Origin of the sequence: Streptomyces sp. NBC_01497 (assembly GCF_036250695.1) — a bacterium.
In the GTDB taxonomy this organism is placed as follows: Bacteria; Actinomycetota; Actinomycetes; order Streptomycetales; family Streptomycetaceae; genus Streptomyces.
Genome location: NZ_CP109427.1, coordinates 2,488,022 through 2,509,331, shown reverse-complemented (window position 1 = coordinate 2,509,331; position 21,310 = coordinate 2,488,022). Strand labels below are relative to the sequence as shown.

Genomic DNA, 21,310 nt, shown 5'->3' with positions numbered 1-21,310 from the left:
ATCCGCGCTAGGCCCGCGGCCCCCGCCCCTCGCTCCGCCCGGGCACGACCGTCGCGTGGAACACGTCGTCCGGGTCGTACTCGTCCTTGACGGCGGCCAGCCTCGCGTAGTGGTCGCGGTAGTTGGCCCTGACATGGTCCTGGCCCTCGCCGGCGCCCATGAAGTTGACGTATCCGCCGCCCATGGAACTCGGCCGCAGCGCGTTCCAGTACTCCACGCACCACCGCTTGAGGACGTCGGCGTTGGCCGGATCGGGGTCGATGCCCGCCACCACGCACGACCACGTCGCATCCCGGTAGGGCCAGGCGGTCGCGTCGGGCCCCGGGCGGTGTGCCGCGCCGTCCACGGGATACAGGTGCATCGTCGACAGGGGCGTCGGGATGTCGTTTCCGTACCGCTGGTGGACATCGATGGCCTCGTCCGTGATCCGGTCGAAGAAGGCGCCGCGCCAGTACCACTGCATCCCGGGCGCCAGCAGGGGGTCGAACATGCTTTGCAGCGCGGGGTACGGCATGGGCGTCGTGAAGTGGAAGGCCGGCGTGCCCGCTTCGCGCACGGCGCCGACGGCGTCGTCGAGGTCGCCGAGGTCCCCCGTCCAGCACCAGATGACACCGCACATCCTGCGGCCGTGGATCTCCTCGGGGAACGGGGGCGCCGGCGGCACGCGGAGCACCGCGAAGAAGCCGCTCAGGTCCTCCGCGGCCCGGGGCAGGAACTCGCGGTACCACCGCAGGACGTCAGGTGTCCGCTCGATGGGCCACAGCGTCATGGCCACCCCCACCGTGTCCACGGGATGCAGGCGGAACGTGAAGGACGTGGCGACGCCGAAGTTCCCGCCGCCGCCCCGCAGGGCCCAGAACAGGTCGGGGTGCTCACGCTCGTTCGCCGTGACGAAGCTGCCGTCCGCGAGCACGACGTCCGCCTCCAGCAGGTTGTCGGACGTCAGGCCGTATTTCCGGGTGAGGTGTCCGTGGCCGCCACCGAGGGTGAGGCCCCCGACGCCCGTCGTCGACTGGATGCCCGCAGGGGTGGCGAGGCCGAAGGCGTGGGTCGCGTGGTCGAGGTCGCCCAGCAGGCTGCCGCCCCCCACCGTGGCCGTCCGCTTCGCCGGGTCCACCTGGGCGAAGCGCATCGGGGCGAGGTCGAGGACGACGGCGTCGTCCGCCACGCTCAGGCCCGCGCCGCTGTGGCCGCCTCCACGGACCGTGGTCCGCAGCCCGTGCTCGCGGACGAAGCGGATCGCGTCCTTGACGTCCCCGGCGTCCGAGCACCGCAGGATCGCCGCCGGCCGGCGGTCGATCATCGCGTTGTGCACCGCGCGTTGGCGCGCGTAGTCCGGATCGTCGGGACCGGTGACGGGGCCACGCAGCCCGGTCCTCATTTCTTCGAGCGTCGTGCCGTCCATGACGACCTCCATCGGGGGCGGGCCCGGCCCGGCGCACGCGCGGTCCGGGCAGCCCGCATCGAGCGTTGTCCGCCGGCGTCCCGGCATCCTCGAACGAGGCGTGCACGCGAGGTCGCCGCGGGGACCGCCCCCTCCATGCTCCCGCCGGTGCGGAAGCGGCGCAAACGGCCCGGAACGCCCTCGCGCGTACGGGGAGCCGGGCCCCGTGGGCGGGGTGCCCGCGGTCCGACGGCCGGACGGCGCGCTCCCGACGGGCCCGGGGCCCCGGACCGCGCGTGCGGGAGGCGTCGAGGGGCCGTACCTCCGTGTCCCGGGCGGCACGCCGGCGCCGCGCGTGCCTCGGCCGCAGGTCGGGCGATGGCGCGGCGCCGCTCGCACGCGGGGGAGACGAAGGCGGGAGGGCCGGCCCCGCGGTGGCGTCGACCGGCCCGGCGGGGGCGGGCGGCGGGGGAGCGGAGGGGAAACCGGCTGGCGGGACCCACCCGGTCCTCCCATACGCTTGTCCCGTGACCCCGGCTGAACTCTCCCGCACCGTACGGCACGCCGTGTGCCGCGCGGTGCGCGACGGTGAGCTCAGCGTGACGATCCCGGAGAGTGTCCGTGTCGAGCGGCCGCGCCCCGGCGGCACCGGCGACTGGACGACGAACGCGGCGCTGCGCCTGGCCGCCGAGGCCCGCCGTGCGCCGCGCGAGGTCGCCGAGGTGCTCCGGGCACGGCTCCTGGGCGCCCCCGCGATCGGCCGTGTCGACATCACGGGCCCCGGATTCCTCAACTTCACGCTCGCGGCCCCGGCCGGGAGCGCCGCACTCGCGCGCGTCCTCACCGAAGGCGACCGATACGGTCACGGCGACGCCCTCGTGGGCCGCACCGTCGTCTTCGCCCCCGCCACCGAGGCGCGCGCCGTGGCCTGGACCGAGGCCGTGGTGCGCCTGCTGCGCACCCAGGGCGCCGACGCCTTCGCCACGCCGGGCGGTACCGAGACCGTACGGGTCACCCCGGCACCACCGGCGTACGACCCGGGCGCGCTCGGCACGGACGCCGCGCGCTGGGCCCTGTTGCGGCCCGCCGCGCACGACCGGCCGCGGACCGACGCGGCCGCACTGCTGGCGCAGCGGGAGACGAATCCGCTGTTCACCGTCCGTTACGCGCACGCGCGCGCCCGCGCCGCGCTGCGCGAGGCCCGCGCCTTCGACCTCACCCCCGTCGTCCCGGACACCCTCGCCGACGCCCTGGGCGCCCCCGACGTCCCGGCGGCGGCCGGCGCCGCCCGTGCCCCGCTCGCCCCCGGCCCCACCGGCCACGGCGCGACCCCGGACGGGCTCGGCGACGAGCCGGCCCGTACGCTGCTGGACGTTCTCGCGGACCACCCCCGCGTGCTCGCGGCCTCCGGCCATCACCGCGCGCCCGACCGGCTCGCGCGGCACCTCGAAGCGACAGCGGAGAACACCCTGCGCTTCCTCACGGAGTGCCCCCCGCTGCCCATCGGTGACGAGAAACCCGTCGCCGCCCACCGCACCCGGCTCGCGCTCGCCGAAGCCGCCGGGACGGTGCTGGCCGGCGGCCTGACCCTGCTCGGCATCGACGCACCCGCACATCTCTGAAAGAGCACACCAGCCATGACCGCTTCCGCCCAGTCCGCCACCTCAGCGCAGGCGTCCGACGCCGTACCCGGGGACCTCGACGCGCTCGACGAGAAGGTGTGGGCGCAGAGCGTCCGCCGGGGCGCCGACGGCGTCGTCACCGTCCAGGACCTCGCCGTGACCCGCCTCGCCGAGGAGTTCGGCACCCCCGCCTACATCATGGACGAGGCCGACTTCCGGGCCCGCTGCCGCGCCTGGAAGGACGCCTTCGGACCCGGCGCCGACGTCTACTACGCGGGCAAGGCGTTCCTGTCGAAGGCCATCGTCCGCTGGCTCGCCGAGGAGGGCCTGCACCTCGACGTGTGCTCCGCGGGCGAGCTGACGACCGCGCTGAGCGCGGGCATGCCCGCCGGGCGGATCGGCTACCACGGCAACAACAAGACACCCGACGAGATCGAGCGGGCCGTCGAGGCCGGGGTGGGCCGGATCGTCGTCGACTCCTTCCAGGAGATCGCGCGGGTCGCGCACATCGCCCGCCGCCTGGGTGTCCGGCAGAAGGTGCAGGTCAGGATCACCGTCGGGGTGGAGGCGCACACCCACGAGTTCATCGCCACCGCCCACGAGGACCAGAAGTTCGGACTCGCCCTCGCCGGCGGGCAGGCGGAGGAGGCGGTCCGCCGCATCCTCGGCCTCGACAGCCTGGAACTGACCGGTGTGCACTCCCACATCGGATCGCAGATCTTCGACATGGCCGGCTTCGAGGTCTCCGCCCGCCGCGTCGTGGAACTCCTCGGCCGCATCCGCGATGAGCACGGCGTGGAACTCCCGGAGATCGACCTCGGCGGCGGCCTCGGCATCGCCTACACGTCGGCGGACGACCCGCGCGAGCCGCACGAGGTCGCCAAGCGCCTGGCCGAGATCGTCAGCCACGAGTGCGAGGCCACCGGGCTCGCCACCCCGCGCATCTCCGTCGAGCCGGGCCGCGCCATCGTGGGCCCCACCGCGTTCACGCTCTACGAGGTCGGCACGGTCAAGCCGCTCGAAGGCCTGCGCACGTACGTCAGCGTCGACGGCGGCATGTCGGACAACATCCGTACCGCCCTGTACGACGCCGAGTACAGCGTCGCGCTCGTCTCCCGCAGCTCCGACGCGGAGCCGATGCTCGTCCGCGTCGTCGGCAAGCACTGCGAGAGCGGCGACATCCTCGTACGGGACGCGTACCTGCCCGCCGACCTCGCGCCGGGCGACCTCGTCGCGATCCCGGCGACCGGCGCGTACTGCCGTTCGCTCGCCAGCAACTACAACCACGCCCTGAAGCCGCCGGTCGTCGCCGTGCGCGACGGCGAGGCGCGGGTGATCGTCCGACGGGAGACGGAAGAAGATCTTCTCCGTCTGGACGTGGGCTGACGAGATAAACATCTCGGATTCTGGACGGCGGCAGGAAACCTCCTTCCCTTGCGTGAGACTGGTCAACATCCCCGCTCATGACCGCGGGGCTCGACGAAAGGCGTAGTCGGATGATGCGTACGCGTCCGCTGAAGGTGGCGCTGCTGGGCTGTGGCGTGGTCGGCACAGAGGTGGCCCGCATCATGACGACGCACGCGGACGACCTCGCGGCCAGGATCGGCGCGCCGATCGAACTCGCCGGGATCGCCGTCCGCCGGCCCGGCAAGGTCCGCGACGGCGTCGACCCGGCCCTCGTCACCACCGACGCGACCGCCCTGGTCAAGCGCGGCGACATCGACGTGGTCATCGAGGTCATCGGCGGCATCGAACCCGCCAGGACACTGATCACCACCGCCTTCGAGCACGGCGCGTCCGTCGTCTCCGCCAACAAGGCACTGCTCGCCGAGGACGGCACCACGCTGTACGAGGCGGCCGAGCGGCACGAGCGCGACCTCTACTTCGAGGCGGCCGTGGCGGGCGCCATCCCGCTGATCCGCCCGCTGCGCGAGTCCCTCGCGGGCGACCACGTCAACCGCGTCCTCGGCATCGTCAACGGCACCACGAACTTCATCCTCGACCGGATGGACTCCGCGGGCGCCGGCTACTCCGAGGCGCTCGACGAGGCCACCGCGCTCGGCTACGCGGAAGCCGACCCCACCGCCGACGTCGAGGGCTTCGACGCGGCCGCGAAGGCGTCCATCCTCGCGGGCATCGCCTTCCACACCCGCGTACGCCTCGACGACGTGCACCGCGAGGGCATCACCGAGGTCACCTCGGCGGACCTGGCCTCCGCCAAACGCATGGGCTGCACGGTCAAACTCCTCGCGATCTGCGAGCGGGCCGCCGACGGCAAGTCCGTCACCGCCCGCGTCCACCCGGCGATGATCCCCCTCAGCCACCCCCTCGCCTCCGTGCGCGAGGCCTACAACGCGGTCTTCGTCGAAGCCGAGGCCGCGGGGCAGCTGATGTTCTACGGCCCCGGCGCGGGCGGTTCACCCACCGCGTCCGCCGTCCTCGGCGACCTCGTCGCCGTGTGCCGCAACCGGCTCGCCGAGGCGAAGGGCCCCGGCGAATCCGCGTACACCCGGCTGCCGGTGAGCCCCATGGGCGATGTCGTGACGCGCTATCACATCAGCCTCGACGTCGCTGACAAACCGGGTGTACTCGCCCAAGTGGCCATGGTCTTCGCCGAACACGGTGTTTCCATCGATACCGTCCGTCAGAAGGGCAAGGACGGCGAGGCATCGCTCGTCGTGGTCACGCACCGCGCCCCCGACGCGGCCCTCTCGGGCACCGTCGAGGCGCTGCGCGGACTCGACACCGTGCGCGGTGTCGCCAGCATCATGCGTGTTGAAGGGGAGTAGGGACCCATGACCATCGCAGTCGACCGCGGCCCCGCACAGGGCACCCACCAGTGGCGCGGCGTCATCGAGGAATACCGCGACCGGCTTCCGGTCGAGCCCACGACCGAGATCGTCACGCTCAGGGAGGGCGGCACGCCGCTCGTCCCCGCGCAGGTGCTCTCCGAGCGCACGGGCTGCGAGGTGCACCTCAAGGTCGAGGGCGCGAACCCCACCGGGTCCTTCAAGGACCGGGGCATGACCATGGCCATCACCCGGGCGAAGGCCGAGGGCGCGCAGGCCGTCATCTGCGCCTCCACCGGCAACACCTCCGCGTCGGCCGCCGCCTACGCCGTGCGCGCGGGGATGGTCTGCGCCGTCCTCGTACCGCAGGGCAAGATCGCGCTGGGCAAGATGGGCCAGGCCCTCGTCCACGGCGCGCGCATCCTGCAGGTCGACGGGAACTTCGACGACTGCCTCACCCTGGCCCGCTCCCTCGCGGACAACTACCCGGTGTCGCTGGTCAATTCGGTCAATCCGGTCAGGATCGAAGGCCAGAAGACCGCAGCCTTCGAAATCGTGGACGCGCTCGGCGACGCCCCCGACATCCACGTACTGCCCGTCGGGAACGCCGGCAACATCACGGCGTACTGGAAGGGGTACCGCGAGTACGCCGCCGACGGCCCGGCCGCCCGCACCCCCCGCATGTGGGGCTTCCAGGCGTCCGGCTCCGCGCCGATCGTACGCGGCGAGATCGTGAAGGAGCCGCACACGGTCGCCACCGCGATCCGCATCGGCAACCCCGCGTCCTGGCAGTTCGCACTGAACGCGCGCGACGAGTCCGGCGGCTTCATCGACGAGGTGACCGACCGCCAGATCCTGCGCGCGTACCGGCTGCTGGCCGCGCAGGAGGGCGTCTTCGTGGAGCCCGCGTCCGCCGCCTCCGTCGCCGGCCTGCTCAAGGCCGCCGAGGAGGGCAAGGTCGACCGCGGCCAGCGCATCGTCTGCACGGTCACGGGCAACGGCCTCAAGGACCCCGACTGGGCCGTCCAGGGGGCTCCGCAGCCCGTCACCGTCCCCGTCGACGCCGCGGCCGCAGCGAACCAACTCGGCCTGGCCTGACGGCATCGGCCCTGCGAGCGGCGGCGCGAACGCCGCCCGCAGGGCCGCGGCGCACGGCGCCTCCCGCGACACGCATCGTGCGCCTCCTGTGCGCCCTATGTCGCGGCGCTTCCATCCTTCGATAGGGTGTGGGCACCCACCCCGCCGCACCTGCCGCGGTGTTGCCGCGCGCCGCGGCGACCGTCCCGTGTGGGCAGCCTCCCGTGAACACCGCACGAGAGCACCAAGCCGATCCCCACGCAGGCACAAGGAGAGTCGTCAGAGCGATGGCCGGTCCCGCCTTCCGCGCCGCCGCCGTACGGGTGCGCACCCCCGCCACCAGCGCCAACCTCGGCCCCGGCTTCGACGCCTTCGGCCTGTCGCTGGGGCTCTACGACGACGTCGTCGTCCGCGTCGCCGACGCGGGACTGCACATCGACATCGCCGGCGAGGGCGCGCGGTCGCTGCCACGCGACGAGAACCACCTGTTGGTACGCGCGCTGCGCACCGCCTTCGACCTGCTGGGCGGCCAGCCCAGGGGACTTGAGGTCGTGTGCGCCAACCGCATTCCGCACGGCCGCGGCCTCGGCTCCTCGTCCGCCGCCATCTGCGCGGGCATCGTCGCCGCCCGCGCGGTGACCATAGGCGGCGACACCCGGCTCGACGACAGCGCGCTGCTGGAGGTGGCCACCGAGATCGAGGGACATCCCGACAACGTGGCGGCCTGCCTGCTCGGCGGGTTCACCCTGGCGTGGACGGAGAACGGCGCGGCGCGCGCCATCCGGATGGACCCCGCGTCGTCCGTCGTCCCGGTGGTCTTCGTACCGGAGGAGGCCGTACTGACGGAGACCGCGCGGGGCCTGCTGCCGCGGACCGTCCCGCACATCGACGCCGCGGTCAACGCGGGCCGCGCGGCGCTGCTGGTCGAGGCGTTGACCCGGCGGCCCGAACTGCTGCTGCCCGCCACGGAGGACCGCATCCACCAGGAGTACCGGCAGCCGGCCATGCCGGGGAGTGTCGCCCTCGTCAACAGGCTTCGCGGGGACGGCGTACCGGCCATGATCTCCGGCGCGGGACCCACGGTCATCGCGCTGGTCGAGGACGGTGCGGCCGACAAGGTCGCACGGCTGGCGGGCGAGGGGTGGGCCGCGAACCGGCTGTCCCTCGACGCCGCGGGCACGAGCGTTCTGCCGCTGGGTTCATAAGGGAGTGCCGGGGAATCGACGAAATCTCGAATCGCGATTGCCGGTGTGCGAGAGGGGGAATGTTTGTTGGAGCCGGTAGTGTTAACCTCAATACCGCATCCGGAGTCTTCGTGGCCCGGTGCTTTGCGTCCCGCTTCGGGACCACCCTTCTTCCGGGAGCCTCCTCAACTGCCTGAGCAGCCTGCCTGAGCAGTTTTGAGCACGCACCGGAACCGGCACGGCTTCCCGCGCTCATCCCCGTAGTGGGCCGAGCAGGGGCTTCGGGGCCGGGACCCAGCGCACGTACGCATGTTTCTCCGCCGCATCCGGCGGAACCACCGCCCCGGCACGGTCCACAAGCAAGGGCCGCAGCCGGACAGCACAACCGGTCGCCGAGCCAGAAGGCCGACGTCCGCTCCAGGGAAGGACCCTTCGTGAGCGACACCACCGATCTGATGGGCGTGACTGCCGACGACAACGTCGACACGAACGCGCCCGCCGCAGGTGCTGCCTCCGGCACCACCGCACGGCGCCGCCGCTCCGGCACCGGCCTCGACGGCATGGTCCTGGCCGAGCTGCAGCAGGTCGCGTCCGGCCTCGGCATCAGGGGCACCGCGCGGATGCGCAAGAGCCAGCTGATCGAGGTCATCAAGGAGGCGCAAGCCGGCGGCGGTGCGCCGGCGGCCAAGTCGTCCGACGAGGCTGCGGGCGCGGAGACCAAGCCCAAGCGTCGCAGCACGTCCCGCGCGCGCACGGGTGAGGCGAAGGCTGAGGCCGCCGCCGACGCGGCGCAGCAGCAGATCGACATCCCGGGTCAGCCCGCCAACGACGAGCCGGCCACCGGCGAGCGCCGCAGGCGCCGCGCCACGGCCCCCGCGGGCGCCCCCGAGCAGGGCACGGACACCAAGGCCGAGCCGCAGGCGGAGGCCGCGACGGCGACGCCCGAGACCGACGGCAAGCGTGACGGCGGCCAGGGCCGCCAGGACCGCGCCCAGCAGGGTGGCCGCGACGGCCAGGGCCGTGCCGACCGCCAGGAGCGCGGCCAGCGCGGCGACGGCCAGGGCGGCCAGGAGCGCGGCCAGCGCGGGGACGGTCAGGGCCGCGACGGTCAGGGCCGCGACGGCCAGCAGGACCGCGGCGACCGCAGGGACCGCCAGCGTGAGCGCCGCGGCAAGACGGACGGCGACCAGCAGGGCGGCGCCCAGCAGGGCCGCAGGGACCGTGACAGGGACCGCGACCGTGACCGCGGGGAGCGCGGCGACCGCGGCCCGCAGGGAGACCGCGGCCCGCAGGGCGGCGGCGGCCCCCAGGACGACTTCGACGACGACGGCACCGGCCGCCGTGGCCGGCGCGGTCGCTACCGCGACCGCCGCGGGCGCCGTGGCCGCGAGGACTTCGGCCCCGAGCCGCAGGTCGCCGACGACGATGTGCTGATCCCGGTCGCGGGCATCCTCGACATCCTCGACAACTACGCCTTCATCCGGACCTCCGGCTACCTGCCGGGCCCGAACGACGTCTACGTCTCGCTCGCCCAGGTCCGTAAGAACGGCCTGCGCAAGGGTGACCACGTCACCGGCGCCGTGCGCCAGCCCAAGGAGGGCGAGCGCCGCGAGAAGTTCAACGCGCTCGTGCGCCTCGACTCGGTCAACGGCATGGCGCCCGAGAGCGGCCGCGGCCGCGCCGAGTTCCAGAAGCTGACGCCGCTCTACCCGCAGGACAGGCTCCGTCTGGAGACCGACCCGGGCGTGCTGACGACGCGGATCATCGACCTCGTCGCCCCGATCGGCAAGGGCCAGCGAGGCCTGATCGTCGCCCCGCCGAAGACCGGCAAGACGATGATCCTGCAGGCCATCGCCAACGCGATCACGGTCAACAGCCCCGAGTGCCACCTGATGGTCGTCCTCGTCGACGAGCGGCCTGAAGAGGTCACCGACATGCAGCGGTCGGTCAAGGGCGAGGTCATCTCCTCGACCTTCGACCGTCCGGCCGAGGACCACACCACGGTCGCGGAGCTCGCCATCGAGCGCGCCAAGCGCCTCGTGGAGCTCGGGCACGACGTCGTCGTGCTGCTGGACTCCATCACCCGTCTGGGCCGCGCGTACAACCTGGCGGCGCCCGCCTCCGGCCGCATCCTGTCCGGTGGTGTCGACTCGACGGCGCTCTACCCGCCGAAGCGCTTCTTCGGTGCCGCGCGCAACATCGAGGACGGCGGCTCGCTGACGATCCTCGCGACCGCGCTGGTCGAGACCGGCTCCCGGATGGACGAGGTCATCTTCGAGGAGTTCAAGGGCACCGGCAACATGGAGCTCCGCCTCGACCGCAAGCTCTCGGACAAGCGCATCTTCCCCGCGGTGGACGTCGACGCGTCCAGCACCCGCAAGGAGGAGATCCTGCTCAGCCCGGACGAGCTGGGCATCGTCTGGAAGCTCCGCAGGGTGCTGCACGCCCTGGACCAGCAGCAGGCCATCGAGCTCCTGCTGGACAAGATGAAGCAGACGAAGTCCAACGCGGAGTTCCTGCTCCAGATCCAGAAGACCACGCCGATGCCGGGCAACGGCAACGACTGACGGTCCTGGTCGCACGGTAGGTGACGACGGTGCCCCCTCGCGCTCGGGAAGCGCGGGGGGGCACCTTCGTGCAACCCTTTTGAGAGCCTCACCGTCGAGAAGCCGACGCCGGGCACCGGCGCGGCACAAGAGCACAAGAGGGGTGCGTTGCCTGAGCGCCGCGGCAAGGGGTAGCAGAACCGGGCCGAAAGCCGAGGGAGACCATGACCGCCGACCGGAGCAGCCGTCGCCGCACGGTAAGGGGCGTCATCTGGACTGTCGCCGTGCTGGTCGCCGTCATCCTGGCCGGTCTGGGGTACGTGTACGCGCGGCTGAACGGCAACCTCAGCGGTGTCGACATCAACGCGCAGCTGGGCTCCCACCGTCCCGCGAACGTCGACAACGGCTCCGAGGACATCCTCGTGCTCGGCTCGGACTCCCGCGCCGGCTCGAACGCGGAGTACGGCAGGAGTACCGGCGCCCGCTCCGACACCGCGATGGTCGTGCACGTCTTCAAGGGCCACAAGAAGGCGAGCGTCGTCTCCATACCGCGCGACACCCTCGTCGCGCGCCCCGCGTGCGCCGGCAAGAAGGGCCGCACGGCCCCGGCCGCCCCGTCGGCCATGTTCAACAGCGCCTACGAGGTCGGCGGGCCCGCCTGCGCGGTGAAGACCGTCGAGCGGATGACCGGCATCCGGATGGACCACTACATCGAGGTCGACTTCACCGGGTTCAAGAAGCTCATCAACCAGCTCGGCGGCGTGAAGGTGACCACCACCAAGGCCATCCACGACAAGGACAGCCATCTCAACCTGGCCCCCGGCACGCACACCCTCGACGGGGAACAGGCACTCGGCCTGGTCCGTACCCGGCACGCGGTCGGCGACGGCAGCGACCTCGGCCGCATCCAGCTCCAGCAGGCGTTCATCAAGGCGCTGATCCACCAGGTGAGGGGGGTCGGCGTCTTCAGCGACCCGAAGAAGCTGTTCGACCTTGCCGACACCGCTACGAAATCCATCACGCCGGACTCCCAGCTCGACAGCGTCGACAAGCTGATCGGCTTCACCGGGAGCCTGCAGAACCTGTCGTCGCAGGACGTGACAATGATCACGCTGCCGGTGAAGTACGACCCCTCCGACCCGAACCGCGTCGTACCGCTGGAGCCCGGGGCCCGCACGGTCTGGAACGCGCTGCGCCAGGACCGCCCGATCCCCCGCTCCGCCACGAAGGGCTCGGCGGGCGACACCACCGGCGATGCCAACGGCGTCATCAAGAGCGCCCACTGACGCGTCCCGCCGTGCACCCCCCGGCGGCGCGCGGCAGCGGGCCCGCGCGGGCGCACAGGCCCGCGTGCGCGAGGCGGCCGGCGGCCCGGAGGTGACGGGCGTCGGCCGGCGGGGAGCGTCGGGCGGACGGCGGCCACAAGCCCGGGGCGGCAGCGGGAACAAGACGGCCGGGGCTCCGGTTTTGGGAGATGCGGCCAGTGCTGGCAGACTGGTCCGTCGGTCCCGGTTCACGTACGAGCAATCCGCCCGTGCGACCCGGTACCCTCCGCGATCTAGGAGACACCCGTGAAGAACGAGATTCACCCCAAGTACGTCGAGACGCAGGTCAGCTGCACCTGTGGCGCGTCGTTCACGACCCGGAGCACCATTGACTCCGGCACCATCCGTGCCGACCTGTGCTCCGAGTGCCACCCGTTCTACACGGGCAAGCAGAAGATCCTCGACACCGGTGGCCGTGTGGCCCGCTTCGAGGCCCGCTTCGGCAAGGGCGCGACGGCCGGCAAGGCCGCGGCAGCCAAGAAGTAGCGAGCACCACGCGCCGGCCCCCGGCGCCCCGCTCAGGGGCGTCGAGGCCGGCGCTTTGGCGTCCCAGGCGGGCCAGTGGGCCCGCGCCGTCGGGCGCCCCCCTGCGTTGCCCGCTCCACGCGGTACCCGCTACTCCCGAAGCACCTTTCACCACCCCAGGAGCCCCCGATGTTCGAGGCGGTCGAGGACCTGGTCGGCGAGCATGCCGACCTGGAGAAGAAGCTGGCCGACCCGTCGGTCCACAGCGACCAGGCCAACGCGCGCAGGCTCGGCAAGCGGTATGCCGAACTGACGCCGATCATCGGCGCGTACCAGTCCTGGAAGCGCACCGGGGACGACATCGGGACGGCCCGCGAGTTCGCCGCCGAGGACCCCGAGTTCGCCGCGGAGGTCAAGGACCTGGAGCGGCGCCGCGCCGAGCTCACCGAGCGCTTGCGGCTGCTGCTCGTGCCCCGTGACCCCAGCGACGACAAGGACGTCATCCTGGAGGTCAAGGCCGGCGCGGGCGGCGACGAGTCGGCGCTGTTCGCGGGCGACCTGCTGCGCATGTACCTGCGCTACGCGGAGCGCGTCGGCTGGAAGGCCGAGATCATCGACTCCACCGACTCCGAGCTCGGCGGCTACAAGGACGTCCAGGTCGCGGTGAAGACCAAGGGCGGCAACGGTGCCACGGAGCCCGGGCAGGGTGTCTGGGCCCGGCTGAAGTACGAGGGCGGCGTGCACCGCGTGCAGCGCGTGCCCGCGACCGAGTCCCAGGGCCGTATCCACACCTCGGCCGCCGGAGTCCTCGTGACGCCCGAGGCCGAGGAGATCGACGTCGAGGTCAACCCGAACGACCTGCGCATCGACGTCTACCGCTCCTCGGGCCCCGGCGGGCAGTCCGTCAACACGACCGACTCCGCGGTCCGCATCACGCACCTGCCGACCGGTGTCGTCGCCTCCTGCCAGAACGAGAAGAGCCAGCTCCAGAACAAGGAGCAGGCCCTGCGCATCCTGCGCTCGCGGCTGCTGGCCGCGGCCCAGGAGGAGGCCGAGTCGAAGGCGGCGGACGCCCGGCGCAGCCAGGTGCGCACCGTGGACCGCTCGGAGAAGATCCGGACGTACAACTTCCCCGAGAACCGCATTTCGGACCACCGCGTCGGCTTCAAGGCGTACAACTTGGACCAGGTGCTCGACGGTGATCTCGATGCCGTGATCCAGGCCTGTGTGGACGCCGACTCGGCCGCGAAACTCGCCGCCGCGCAGTAACGCGGAAACGCTGCCGTACCGGGCTCATGGCCATCGACGGCGCCCAGCCCAGCAACCCTTTGACGCAGTCCGGAGGAACCAGCGTGCAGGCACCACACGGCGGGTCGGCCGGGGAGAGCGGCGACCCTCGGGGCGGCCGCCGCGGACCCGCGCCGCGCAGCCTGCTGCTCGCGGAGGTCGCCCAGGCGACCCGTCGGCTCGCCGACGCCGGCGTCCCCTCACCGCGCTTCGACGCGGAGGAACTCGCCGCGTACGTGCACGCGGTCAAGCGCGGCGAGCTGCACACGGTCCAGGACGGCGACTTCGACGCCCGCTACTGGGAGACCATCGCCCGCCGCGAGGCCCGTGAACCGCTCCAGCACATCACCGGCCGCGTCTTCTTCCGCTACCTCGAACTCCAGGTGGGGCCGGGTGTCTTCGTACCGCGTCCCGAGACGGAGTCCGTCGTCGGCTGGGCGATAGACGCCGTGCGCGCGATGGACGTCGTCGAGCCGGTCGTCGTGGACCTGTGCGCGGGCTCCGGCGCGATCGCGCTCGCCATCGCCCAGGAAGTGCCGCGCTCCACGGTGCACGCCGTCGAACTGTCCGAGGACGCGCTCGTGTGGACTCGCAGGAACGCGGCGGAATCCCGCGTCACCGTGCACGCGGGCGACGCGTTCGGCGCGCTCCCCGAGCTGGACGGCCAGGTCGACCTGGTCATCTCCAACCCGCCGTACATCCCCCTCACCGAGTGGGAGTACGTGGCGCCCGAGGCCCGCGACCACGACCCCGAGATGGCCCTGTTCTCCGGCGAGGACGGCCTCGACACGATCCGCGGTATCGAACGCACCGCGCACCGGCTGCTGCGGCCGGGCGGCCTCGTCGTGATCGAGCACGCCGACACCCAGGGCGGCCAGGTCCCGTGGATCTTCAGCGAGGAGTCCGGCTGGGCGGACGCGGCGGACCACCCGGATCTCAACAACCGTCCCCGCTTCGCGACAGCCCGCAAGGCACTGCCGTGACGGGCGGGGGGCAGAATGTGCCCGCGCCCCCGAGGAGCGCCCCGCGACGCCGGGCGGTCCGTTCGGCAGGACGGCTCCGCCCGCCCCGCCCGCCGGCCGCGCGGCGAACCGAGCCCGTGAGAAGAAGGAGCCTGTGACCATGGCACGGCGTTACGACACCAACGACGCTACCGACCGCACCACCGGTCTGCGGGAGGCCGCGTCCGCCGTGCGGCGTGGCGAACTGGTCGTGCTGCCCACCGACACCGTGTACGGGATCGGCGCCGACGCGTTCGCCGCCGAGGCCGTCGGCGACCTGCTCGGCGCCAAGGGCCGCGGCCGTGCCATGCCCAGCCCCGTGCTGATCGGCTCGCCCAACACCCTGCACGGCCTCGTCACGGACTTCTCCGAGCAGGCGTGGGAGCTCGTCGACGCGTTCTGGCCCGGCGCGCTCACGCTCGTCGCCAAGCACCAGCCGTCGCTGCAGTGGGACCTCGGGGAGACCCGGGGCACCGTCGCCGTGCGCATGCCGCTGCACCCGGTCGCCATCGAGCTGTTGACCGAGGTCGGCCCGATGGCGGTGTCCAGCGCCAACCTCACGGGGCACCCGGCGCCCGAGGACTGCGACGCCGCACAGAACATGCTGGGTGACTCCGTCTCCGTCTACCTCGACGGCGGCCCGACCCCCGGGATCGTGCCCTCGTCCATCGTGGACGTCACCGGCAAGGTTCCGGTGCTGCTGCGCGCGGGCGCGCTCGGCGCCGAGGAACTGCGCAAGGTGGTACCCGACCTCGAGGTGGCCAATTGACCACCCCGCAGGGGCGTGGCATAGCGGACACCGCACAGCGGGGCGAGCAGACGTTCCGCATCCTCCACGTCAGCACCGGCAACGTCTGCCGCTCGCCGATCACCGAGCGGCTGAACCGGCATGCCCTGAGCGTGCGCCTCGGGGAGCAGCTCGCCGACGGGCTGATCGTGGAGAGCGCGGGCACCTGGGGGCACGAGGGTGCCCCCATGGAGGCCAACGCGGAGGCCGTCCTCGCCGACTTCGGCGCGGACGCCTCCGGCTTCGTCGGGCGGGAACTGCTCGACGAACATGTCATCAGGGCCGATCTGGTCCTGACGGCCACACGCGACCACCGTGCCCAGGTCATCTCGATGGGCCACTCGGCCGGGCTGCGCACGTTCACGCTGAAGGAGTTCACCCGGCTCGTACGGGCCATAGACCCGGCCACCCTGCCCGACCCGCTGGACGAGGGCGTCGTGGAGAGGGCCCGGGCCCTGGTCCGGGCGGCCGCCGCACTGCGCGGCTGGCTGCTCGCGCCGACCGCCGAGGCGGACGAGGTCTACGACCCGTACGGCGCGCCGATCACGCTGTTCCGCTCAATCGGCGACGAGATCAACCAGGCGCTCGACCCGGTGGTCACCGCCCTGACGGGCGTGCCGGCCACCCTGTGACCCGGAGGGCCCAGGGCTCTCCCACGACCGCGCCGCGGGCCGGTGCCCCGGTCGTCGTCCTGCGATGTCTCCCGCACCCGTGCCCGCCCGAATCACGCACGCCGTCGGCTGCCGCCGCGCCGTAACCCCGCCGTCCCCGCGCGCTCGCCGTGCGCCCCGGCCTCGTACGCTCCCTCGCGCCGACCCGCTCGCACCGGCCGCCACCGGGACACCGCAGCGGCCGCTGCGGCCCCGTCAGGCCCCCCGGGGGCCCTCCCCGGACTTCCCGGACGGGCCCCGCCGGCCGCGGCCCGTGCGCGGACGTCCAGGGCGGCGCACGGCGTCCACCGCGGCCGCCCCGCCCCCGCGCGGGGGCCGACTTGGCGGCCTAGGGTGTACATACCCCTACACAGTCCACCGGAGCACCGCATGTCGGTCATTCCATCCGTGCACTCGTCGGGCACCCCACCCGTCGATGTGCTGAGGCACCAGGACCCCGAACTCGCCGACGTCCTTCTCGGTGAGGCGCGCCGGCAGGCCGACAGCCTGCAGCTGAGCGCGGCCGAGAACTTCACGTCCGCGGCCGTGCTCGCCGCGCTCTCCTCGCCGCTCGCCAACAAGTACGCGGAGGGCTACCCGGGCGCCCGCCACCACGGCGGCTGCGAGATGGCCGACGCGGCCGAGCGGATCGCGATCGACCGCGCGAGCGGCCTGTTCGGGGCGGCGCACGCCAATGTGCAGCCGCACTCAGGTTCCTCCGCCGTGCTGGCGGCGTACGCGGCCCTGCTGCGGCCCGGCGACACCGTGCTGGCGCTGGGCCTGCCCTACGGGGGACACCTCACGCACGGCGCCCCGGTGAACTTCTCCGGCCGCTGGTTCGACTTCGTCGCCTACGGCGTCGATCCCGGCACGGGCCTCGTCGACTACGCGCAGGTGCGCACACTCGCCCGTACCCACCGGCCCAAGGCGATCGTGTGCGGTTCCATCGCCTCTCCCCGGCACATGGACCACGCCGCGTTCCGGGAGATCGCCGACGACGTCGGCGCGTACCTGATCGCCGACGAGGCCCACCCGATGGGCCTCGTCGCGGGCGGTGCCGCGCCGAACCCGGTGCCGTACGCGGACCTCGTCTGCGCCACCACGCACAAGGTGCTGCGGGGCCCGCGCGGCGGGATGATCCTGTGCGGCGGGGAACTGGCCGAACGGGTCGACCGCGCGGTGTTCCCGTTCAGCCAGGGCGGCGCGCAGATGCACGTGATCGCGGCGAAGGCCGTCGCGTTCGGCGAGGCGGCCACGCCCGCCTTCGCCGCGTACGCCCACCGGGTCGTCGCGAACGCGCGCGTCCTCGCGAGCGCCCTCGCGGCCGAGGGCCTGGACATCACCACGGGCGGTACCGATACCCACCTCGTCAGCGCGGACCCCGCACCGCTCGGGATGGACGGCAGGGCCGCGCGGGGCCGGCTGGCCGCGGCCGGGATGGTCCTGGAGACCTGCGGACTCGCGCCCGGGCTGGGACGAGGCCTTCGCCTCGGTACGGCCGCCGTCACCACCCAGGGCATGGGGGAGGGGGAGATGCGCGGCATCGCCGGGCTCGTGGGCAGGGCCCTGACGGGCGACGACCGGCAGGTCCGGGCGGTGCGTGCGGACGTTCGCGATCTCACCGGGCGCTTCCCGCCCTATACTGCGTAACCTCCCGCGCTCCTGGGCGCGGCGGCCCCGGGGGCCGGCATGGATCCCCGCCTCCCGGGCACCTGTGCAACCATCGCCACCGACGGGATGTCCTTGGCTGTGTGGTGACCCCGAAGCGACGCGGTTTCCGGCGCCGGGCGCGGCGAGGGCTAGGGTGTGGGGCTGATATGGCCAGCGATTCCTGTGGGGCAGCCCGTGCGTGATTATCTGCTGACGCTCTGTGTGACGGCTGCGGTGACCTATCTGCTGACCGGCCCGGTGCGGAAATTCGCCGTCGCGGTCGGCGCGATGACTGCGATCCGCTCCCGCGACGTGCACCGCGAGCCCACACCGCGGCTCGGTGGCGTGGCGATGTTCATCGGCCTGTGTGCGGGACTGCTGGTCGCCGACAACCTCCACAACCTCAACGGGGTCTTCGCGCAGTCCAACGAGCCGCGGGCGCTGCTCTCCGGTGCCGCCCTGATCTGGCTGATCGGTGTCCTCGACGACAAGTTCGAGATCGACGCGCTGATCAAACTGGGCGGCCAGATGATCGCCGCCGGCGTCATGGTCATGCAGGGCCTGACGATCCTGTGGCTGCCGGTCCCCGGGGTCGGCACCGTCTCGCTGACCCAGTGGCAGTCCACACTGCTCACCGTGGCCGTCGTGGTGATCACCATCAACGCGGTGAACTTCGTCGACGGCCTCGACGGCCTCGCCGCCGGCGTGGTGTGCATCGCCGCCGCCGCGTTCTTCCTGCACGCCTACCACCTCTGGTACGGCTACGGCATCGAGGCCGCGGCCCCTGCGACGCTGTTCGCCGCGATCCTCATGGGCATGTGCCTCGGCTTCCTGCCGCACAACATGAGCCCCGCGCGGATCTTCATGGGTGACTCGGGCTCGATGCTCATCGGGCTCGTCCTGGCCGCCGGCCCGATCTCGGTGACCGGTCAGGTCGACCCCGACACCCTGAAGCTGTTCGAGGGCGGCACCCGCAGTGCGACCCACGCCGCGCTGCCGGTGTTCATTCCCCTGCTGCTGCCGCTGACGATCATCGCCATCCCGCTCGCCGACCTGCTGCTCGCCGTGGTGCGCCGTGCCTGGAACGGGCAGTCGCCGTTCGCCGCGGACCGGGGCCACCTGCACCACCGGCTGCTGGACATCGGGCACTCCAAGACCCGCGCGGTGCTGATCATGTACTTCTGGTCCGCGCTGATCGCGTTCGGCGTCGTCCTCTACTCGGTCATGTACTCCACGCAGGGCTCGAACTGGGTCCTGCCGATGCTGGTCGGGCTGAGCGCGGTCGGCCTGGTGCTCCTGCTGCTGCCGCGGTTCAAACCCCGCGTCCCGCGCTGGGCGCAGTCGTTCGTACCGCCCCGCTACCGGCGCCGGTCGCGACGGTTCGCGGCGGACGGCGACGAGCCGGGTGCTCAGGGTGACGCCGGGCCCGAAGGGGCCCCGGCCGGCGCGGTCTTCGCGGACGCGGGGACGGGCGGCGCGGTGGAGGGCGAACCGCCCGCGGTGCCGGCGGGCGTCAACGGCGCGACCGCGCTGGGTGCCCGGTCGCGCTTCACCGATCGCGGTAAAGCTGAATCAACTCGTTGACTTCTACAAGTACAGATCAGGTAAATTCGGAAATCACGGGGCATTAGCACACCGGTAGCTGTCGTGTCTTGCACACGCGAGCGGACTCACCCTCACGTGTGACGGTCAGCACACTGAAGAGGTAAAGACCTCATCAAATAGTTTGTGATACCGTTCACTACCAGGTGAGGGACACCGAAAGGCCTTGGCAGGACAGGCCCTTCGGCCGGGGTGCACCCGAGGCGCGGTAGTGCCGGGGAGCTAACCTCTGTTCGACGTCGGAGAGTCGACGAGTCGCGTCCTCCACCGTCTGCACACCCACCCCCAAGTCCCGCTGGAGCTGTCCTCATGCAGTCCAACGACGCCCGGATTCTCCGGGGTTCGGCGATCATCGCCGCCCCCGTGGGAGTTGTAGCCACCGTTGTGAGCGCCATCGTCGCCGGTGAGAAGGGCCTGATCGGCGGACTTGTGGCGTTTGCCGTCGTCGCCGTCTTCTTCGGCCTCGGCACCGCCGCACTCATGCGCCTGACCCGGGACAACCCGCAGGTGGCCATGACGGCGGGACTCCTGGTCTACGCGGTGCAGATCCTGCTCATCGGCGTCTTCATCATCGTCTTCCAGAACACAACGCTGTTCAACGCGCGCGCGTTCGCCCTGACACTGCTGGTGACGGCGCTGTCCTGGGTCGGCGGGCAGGTCAAGCAGAGCCTCACCGCGAAGATGCTCTACGTCGACCCCGATGCGACGTTCGCCGCCAAGTCCGGTGCCGACAAGGGGGCCGGGCGCGCGTCGAAGGCGAAGTCCTACGATGCGGCGTAAGGGTGGCGTGAAGAGGCCAGATCGCGATCTGCTATCGTCCAAAATCGCTTCCGGCCGCGGAGGCCGCTCCCTGCCCACGGGCGGAACGGAACATACTCCAGACGGCCTGCGGCATCCCCGAGTTGACGGGGCTGACGGCTGTGGCGACCGCGAGGCTTCGGGACTGTCCGGTCCTCGACCGATACTTCCAGTGGATCGCGGCGGCACCGCCACACCACATTCCCCGTGCCGAACCGCGGCTCCACCAGCCGCGCTCACACACAAGGTTGCCGTTTCTCATGCATCACGACGAAGGAGTCACGGGTGAGTGCCCACACGCTGCTCGCTGAGAGCGGATGCCACCTCTTCACGGGTTGTGGCTTCCCTGCGCCGGGCCTTGACGCGTTCGACTTCAAGCCCTTTCTCACGATTGGCGGCGTGAGCTTCACCAAGCCGATGCTCCTGGCGGTCATCTGCATGGTGATCGTGGTCGGTTTCTTCTGGCTCGCCTTCCGCAAGCCGAAGTTGGTCCCCGGCAAGCTGCAGCTGATCGGCGAGATCGGCTACAACTTCATCGCGCGCAGCATCGCCCGAGAAGTGATCGGCAAGGAGGGTGCCAAGTACGTGCCCTTCCTGGCGTCGATCTTCTTCTTCGTCTGGATCATGAACATCATGTCGGTGATCCCACTGGCACAGTTCCCGTCCGCGTCGCGGTTCGCCTACCCCGTCGTGCTCGCGGCCTGCGTGTGGATCACGTACATCTTCCTGACGTTCAAGAAGCACGGCTTCAAGGGCGGTGTGAAGAACCTCGTGTGGATCGAGGGGCTGCCCAAGCCGCTCATCCCGCTGATCGTGCTGCTGGAGTTCATCCAGAACGTCATCACCCGCCCGTTCACGCTCGCGGTACGACTGTGGGCCAACATGTTCGCCGGGCACATGCTGATCCTCGTATTCAGCATCGCCAGTTGGTACCTGCTCACGCCGTCGATCATGTCGGCGGTGGCAGCCGGATCCTTCATCCTGGCAGCGGGCATGACGGCCTTCGAGGTGCTGATCCAGTTCCTCCAGGCCTATATCTTCACTCTGCTGACCTCGATCTACATCAGCGGAGCGATCGAAGAGGGTCACTGACCTCCGCGATCAACTGCTGTTCCTCCCACCCGACTTCCGCCGGGAAGCCTC

Annotated in this window: 16 protein-coding genes and 1 pseudogene; 16 read left to right on the top strand and 1 reads right to left on the bottom strand. The window is 71.8% G+C overall.

The window, feature by feature from the left end; genetic code table 11:
* Positions 1 to 7: 7 nt before the first annotated feature.
* A complete protein-coding gene (locus tag OG310_RS10600; protein WP_329455625.1) occupies positions 8 to 1,405 on the bottom strand; it encodes an FAD-binding oxidoreductase in 1,398 nt (465 codons plus the stop codon).
* Between the two features lie 506 nt (positions 1,406 to 1,911).
* On the opposite strand from OG310_RS10600, the gene nrtL reads away from it, so the two are divergent.
* The 16 genes and pseudogenes from nrtL to atpB all read left to right on the top strand — a co-directional run bounded on the left by nrtL (position 1,912) and on the right by atpB (position 21,259).
* Positions 1,912 to 3,006: an ArgS-related anticodon-binding protein NrtL gene (gene nrtL / locus OG310_RS10595; RefSeq protein ID WP_329455624.1), complete on the top strand. Its 1,095-nt coding sequence runs from the start codon at positions 1,912 to 1,914 to the stop codon at positions 3,004 to 3,006.
* Between the two features lie 60 nt (positions 3,007 to 3,066).
* Positions 3,067 to 4,392: pseudogene (gene lysA / locus OG310_RS10590) on the top strand (diaminopimelate decarboxylase); the annotation flags it as partial.
* 113 nt (positions 4,393 to 4,505) lie between these two features.
* The gene (locus tag OG310_RS10585; protein WP_329460116.1) at positions 4,506 to 5,795 is read left to right on the top strand and encodes a homoserine dehydrogenase; all 1,290 of its coding nucleotides are present in this window, start codon (positions 4,506 to 4,508) and stop codon (positions 5,793 to 5,795) included.
* 6 nt (positions 5,796 to 5,801) lie between these two features.
* The gene (thrC, locus tag OG310_RS10580; protein WP_329455623.1) at positions 5,802 to 6,893 is read left to right on the top strand and encodes a threonine synthase; all 1,092 of its coding nucleotides are present in this window, start codon (positions 5,802 to 5,804) and stop codon (positions 6,891 to 6,893) included.
* A 266-nt stretch (positions 6,894 to 7,159) separates the two neighbouring features.
* Positions 7,160 to 8,077 (top strand): homoserine kinase, encoded by a 918-nt coding sequence (thrB, locus tag OG310_RS10575; protein WP_329455622.1) that lies wholly within the window; start codon positions 7,160 to 7,162, stop codon positions 8,075 to 8,077.
* A gap of 413 nt (positions 8,078 to 8,490) precedes the next feature.
* On the top strand, positions 8,491 to 10,623 hold the full coding sequence (gene rho / locus OG310_RS10570; protein ID WP_329455621.1) for a transcription termination factor Rho: 2,133 nt from the start codon (positions 8,491 to 8,493) through the stop codon (positions 10,621 to 10,623).
* A gap of 203 nt (positions 10,624 to 10,826) precedes the next feature.
* Positions 10,827 to 11,888: an LCP family protein gene (locus OG310_RS10565; protein WP_329455620.1), complete on the top strand. Its 1,062-nt coding sequence runs from the start codon at positions 10,827 to 10,829 to the stop codon at positions 11,886 to 11,888.
* A 285-nt stretch (positions 11,889 to 12,173) separates the two neighbouring features.
* Positions 12,174 to 12,413, top strand: a complete 240-nt coding sequence (gene rpmE, locus OG310_RS10560) for a 50S ribosomal protein L31 (RefSeq protein ID WP_329455619.1) — start codon at positions 12,174 to 12,176, stop codon at positions 12,411 to 12,413.
* Positions 12,414 to 12,581: 168 nt separating this feature from the next.
* Positions 12,582 to 13,661, top strand: coding sequence for a peptide chain release factor 1 (prfA, locus tag OG310_RS10555; protein WP_329455618.1), 1,080 nt, complete (start codon positions 12,582 to 12,584; stop codon positions 13,659 to 13,661).
* A gap of 161 nt (positions 13,662 to 13,822) precedes the next feature.
* Positions 13,823 to 14,662, top strand: coding sequence for a peptide chain release factor N(5)-glutamine methyltransferase (prmC, locus tag OG310_RS10550; protein ID WP_329460115.1), 840 nt, complete (start codon positions 13,823 to 13,825; stop codon positions 14,660 to 14,662).
* A gap of 139 nt (positions 14,663 to 14,801) precedes the next feature.
* Entirely contained in the window at positions 14,802 to 15,449 is a 648-nt protein-coding gene (locus OG310_RS10545; protein WP_329455617.1) for an L-threonylcarbamoyladenylate synthase, read from the top strand.
* Positions 15,446 to 16,099 carry an arsenate reductase/protein-tyrosine-phosphatase family protein gene (locus OG310_RS10540; protein ID WP_329455616.1) on the top strand — a complete coding sequence of 218 codons (654 nt, stop codon included), beginning with the start codon at positions 15,446 to 15,448 and terminating at the stop codon, positions 16,097 to 16,099. The genes OG310_RS10545 and OG310_RS10540 overlap by 4 nt, the downstream gene beginning before the upstream one ends.
* 408 nt (positions 16,100 to 16,507) lie before the next feature.
* Entirely contained in the window at positions 16,508 to 17,767 is a 1,260-nt protein-coding gene (glyA, locus tag OG310_RS10535; protein ID WP_329455615.1) for a serine hydroxymethyltransferase, read from the top strand.
* A 183-nt stretch (positions 17,768 to 17,950) separates the two neighbouring features.
* Positions 17,951 to 19,351, top strand: coding sequence for an MraY family glycosyltransferase (locus OG310_RS10530; protein WP_329455614.1), 1,401 nt, complete (start codon positions 17,951 to 17,953; stop codon positions 19,349 to 19,351).
* A 327-nt stretch (positions 19,352 to 19,678) separates the two neighbouring features.
* Entirely contained in the window at positions 19,679 to 20,149 is a 471-nt protein-coding gene (locus OG310_RS10525; RefSeq protein WP_329455613.1) for a hypothetical protein, read from the top strand.
* Between the two features lie 303 nt (positions 20,150 to 20,452).
* Complete coding sequence (atpB, locus tag OG310_RS10520; protein WP_329455612.1) at positions 20,453 to 21,259, top strand: F0F1 ATP synthase subunit A; 807 nt, start codon at positions 20,453 to 20,455, stop codon at positions 21,257 to 21,259.
* Positions 21,260 to 21,310: the final 51 nt, after the last annotated feature.

Bases quoted from the DNA above. Each gene is read 5' to 3' on its own strand.
- OG310_RS10600 (WP_329455625.1), bottom strand. From the start codon at position 1,405: ATGGACGGCACGACGCTCGAAGAAATGAGGACCGGGCTGCGTGGCCCC.
- OG310_RS10585 (WP_329460116.1), top strand. From the start codon at position 4,506: ATGCGTACGCGTCCGCTGAAGGTGGCGCTGCTGGGCTGTGGCGTGGTC.
- thrC (WP_329455623.1), top strand. From the start codon at position 5,802: ATGACCATCGCAGTCGACCGCGGCCCCGCACAGGGCACCCACCAGTGG.
- thrB (WP_329455622.1), top strand. From the start codon at position 7,160: ATGGCCGGTCCCGCCTTCCGCGCCGCCGCCGTACGGGTGCGCACCCCC.
- OG310_RS10565 (WP_329455620.1), top strand. From the start codon at position 10,827: ATGACCGCCGACCGGAGCAGCCGTCGCCGCACGGTAAGGGGCGTCATC.
- prfA (WP_329455618.1), top strand. From the start codon at position 12,582: ATGTTCGAGGCGGTCGAGGACCTGGTCGGCGAGCATGCCGACCTGGAG.
- OG310_RS10545 (WP_329455617.1), top strand. From the start codon at position 14,802: ATGGCACGGCGTTACGACACCAACGACGCTACCGACCGCACCACCGGT.
- glyA (WP_329455615.1), top strand. From the start codon at position 16,508: ATGTCGGTCATTCCATCCGTGCACTCGTCGGGCACCCCACCCGTCGAT.
- OG310_RS10525 (WP_329455613.1), top strand. From the start codon at position 19,679: ATGCAGTCCAACGACGCCCGGATTCTCCGGGGTTCGGCGATCATCGCC.